Source organism: Butyricicoccus sp. AF35-5AC, assembly GCF_003477715.1.
In the GTDB taxonomy this organism is placed as follows: domain Bacteria; phylum Bacillota; class Clostridia; order Oscillospirales; family Butyricicoccaceae; genus Agathobaculum; species Agathobaculum butyriciproducens.
On the sequence record NZ_QUDX01000031.1, the window covers coordinates 1 to 2,821 of the forward strand.

A 2,821-nucleotide genomic window follows, 5' to 3' on the forward strand; every position below is an offset into this window, starting at 1 on the left:
GCGTCCGGTTCTCATGGCTAAGGCTGCTACCGAGTCCTGCCGTAACGGCGGCGTATACGTTAAGGTTGAGGAGTAATTTCTCCACTTAACAAACCAAAGTTGCATGAAAAGGAATCCTCGAAAGAGGGTTCCTTTTTTTGTTGTGGTAATTGAAAATTGAGGATGGAGAATGGAAAATTAACGTGATGGTCAAATTCAACTCACTGCAATTACATAACCGCATATCCACACCCATTTAACATTGATGCGGGAGCACAATGCACTCCCCTGCGGTTTGATAGTGCAAATGAATTTACAAACGGCGGGGATGAGGTCACCCCGCCGTTTCTCTCCGAATCGCATCCATCAACCGCCACGTTCATTTTCAATCCTCCATTTTCCATTCTCAATTTACCCTTGACTTAGAGTACACTCCAAGTGCTACACTAAACTCACCAAAGGAAGGTGACTCCCATGACCATCGCAGAAGTGAGCAGACAGTTCGACATCACGCCGGACACACTGCGCTATTACGAGCGCATCGGCCTGATCCCGCCGGTACCGCGCACCAAAAGCGGCATCCGCGATTACGACCAGACCTCGTGCAGCTGGATCGAGTTTATTAAATGTATGCGTGCGGCCGGTCTGCAGATCGAGGCGCTCATCGAATATGTGGCCCTGTTCCAGCAGGGCGACAGCACCATCGGCGCCCGCAAGGCCCTGCTCCTCGAGCAGCGCGACCAGCTCGAGGAACGCATTGCCACCATGCAGCAGACGCTCGAGCGGCTCAACCACAAGATTGAAAACTACGGCAACTGCCTCGCCAAAGAACCCGAACTGCGCGGTAAAGCCAAAGACTGAACTGCACCAACACTTCACCACCGCAGAGTTCTCCCGCCGGAGAGCTCTGTGTATTTGTGTATTTTTACCAGTTTCTATCGTTTTTTTCGGTATTTATCACCATCCCCCGCGTTTTGAGAATATTCCGCTTGTACAATCCCTTATAATTTACCAAATTTATTGCTTTATTCCGTTGATATTGACAGTTGACGCTTGCTATCTGGTGTGGTATATTGATAGACGGAACAAAAACTTAACAAAAAAGTGTGCAAAACCCGCTCCAAACCGAACCACCCTATCGATCGGTTAGACACGGGCAAGCGGTTCCCTGCCGCACCAAATGGCAGTCTGCAACAGGCGGAATGCCGGTTTTTACCGGCTTTGGCAATAAATATCCAAACAAGAAGGAGACTTGAACATGGATTTCCATCTGACCCGTGAACAGGAACTGGTTCGCCAGATGATGCATGACTTCACCGAGAACGAAGTTAAGCCCATCGCTGCGGAAACCGACAAAACCTCTACTTACCCCCGCGAGAACATCGAGAAGCTGTTCGATCTGGGCGTTATGGGCATGATCGTGCCCGAGGAGTTCGGCGGCGCAGGCGCTGACGATCTTTCCTCCGCTATCGCTATCGAAGAGCTGTCCAAGCAGTGCGCTTCCACCGGCGATATCCTCGCTACCCACAATGGTCTGTGCTGCGGCCCGATCATTGCAAACGGTACTCCCGCACAGAAGGAGAAGTACCTCCGCATGCTGACCGAAGGCCACAAGGTAGGCGCTTTCGCACTGACCGAGCCGGACGCTGGTTCTGACGCTGCAAAGGGCACCTGCGTTGCTGAGCTGCAGGGTGACCACTACGTACTGAACGGCTCCAAGATCTTCATCACCAACGGCTACGTTGCTGACGTATTCGTAGTATTCGCTATGACCGACAAGTCCAAGGGCACCAAGGGCATTTCTGCATTTATCGTAGAGAGCTCCTTCCCGGGCTTCTCTGTTGGCAAGCACGAGGAGAAGCTTGGCCTGCACGGCTCCCCGACGGCTGAGATCGTATTCACCGACTGCATCGTTCCGAAGGAGAACCTCCTCGGCGCAGAAGGCAAGGGCTTCAAGATCGCTATGCAGACCCTGGACGGCGGCCGTATCGGCATCGCTGCACAGGCACTGGGCATTGCAGAGGGCGCTATGGAAGAGTCCATCAACTTTGCTAAGACCCGTGAGCAGTTCGGCCGTCCGATCGCAAAGTTCCAGAACACTCAGTTCCTCTTTGCTGATATGCACGTTGCAATCGAGGCTGCTCGCCTGCTGACCTACAAGGCTGCTGTTGCTAAGTCTGAGGGCGGCCGCTTCACTCTGGACGCTGCAACCGCTAAGCTGTTCGCTTCCGAGGCTGCTATGAAGATCACCACCAAGGCAGTTCAGGTACACGGCGGCTACGGCTACACCAAGGATTACCCGGTTGAGCGCATGATGCGTGATGCCAAGATCACCGAGATCTACGAGGGCACCAGCGAGATCCAGCGCGTTGTTATCTCCGGTAACATTCTCGGTAAGTAAGAATAGGAGGAAAACTGAACTATGAAGGCAATTGTTTGTGTAAAGCAGGTTCCGGATACCTCCGGTAAGGTTGCTGTTAATCCCGATGGCACTCTGAACCGCGCATCCATGGCTACCATCATCAACCCGGACGACAAGAACGCGGTTGAGGCTGCTCTGAAGCTGAAGGACGCTACCGGCTGCAAGGTCGTTGTTATCACCATGGGTCCTCCCCCGGCACAGGGCATGCTGCGTGAGCTGATGGCTATGGGCGCTGACGAGGGCATTCTGGTTTCCGCTCGTGAGTTCGGCGGTTCCGATACCTTCGCAACCTCCCAGATCCTGGCTGCTGCTATCAAGAAGTATGGCGTTGACGCTGATGACGTAGTATTCTGCGGCCGTCAGGCTATCGACGGTGATACCGCTCAGGTTGGCTCTCAGATCGCTGAGAAGCTGGACATC

Annotated in this window: 2 protein-coding genes and 1 pseudogene; all 3 read left to right on the plus strand. The window is 53.4% G+C overall.

What is annotated here, in order from left to right:
• The first annotated feature begins 453 nt into the window (after positions 1 to 453).
• Positions 454 to 840, plus strand: a complete 387-nt coding sequence (locus DWZ82_RS14770; RefSeq protein WP_117492801.1) for a MerR family transcriptional regulator — start codon at positions 454 to 456, stop codon at positions 838 to 840.
• Positions 841 to 1,237: 397 nt separating this feature from the next.
• Positions 1,238 to 2,380 carry an acyl-CoA dehydrogenase gene (locus DWZ82_RS14775; protein ID WP_118362012.1) on the plus strand — a complete coding sequence of 381 codons (1,143 nt, stop codon included), beginning with the start codon at positions 1,238 to 1,240 and terminating at the stop codon, positions 2,378 to 2,380.
• 21 nt (positions 2,381 to 2,401) lie between these two features.
• Positions 2,402 to 2,821 (plus strand): annotated as a pseudogene (locus tag DWZ82_RS15770) (electron transfer flavoprotein subunit beta/FixA family protein); the annotation flags it as partial.

What these genes read in the sequence shown, in the direction of transcription:
- DWZ82_RS14770 (WP_117492801.1), top strand. Translation starts at nt 454, where the DNA reads ATGACCATCGCAGAAGTGAGCAGACAGTTCGACATCACGCCGGACACA.
- DWZ82_RS14775 (WP_118362012.1), top strand. Translation starts at nt 1,238, where the DNA reads ATGGATTTCCATCTGACCCGTGAACAGGAACTGGTTCGCCAGATGATG.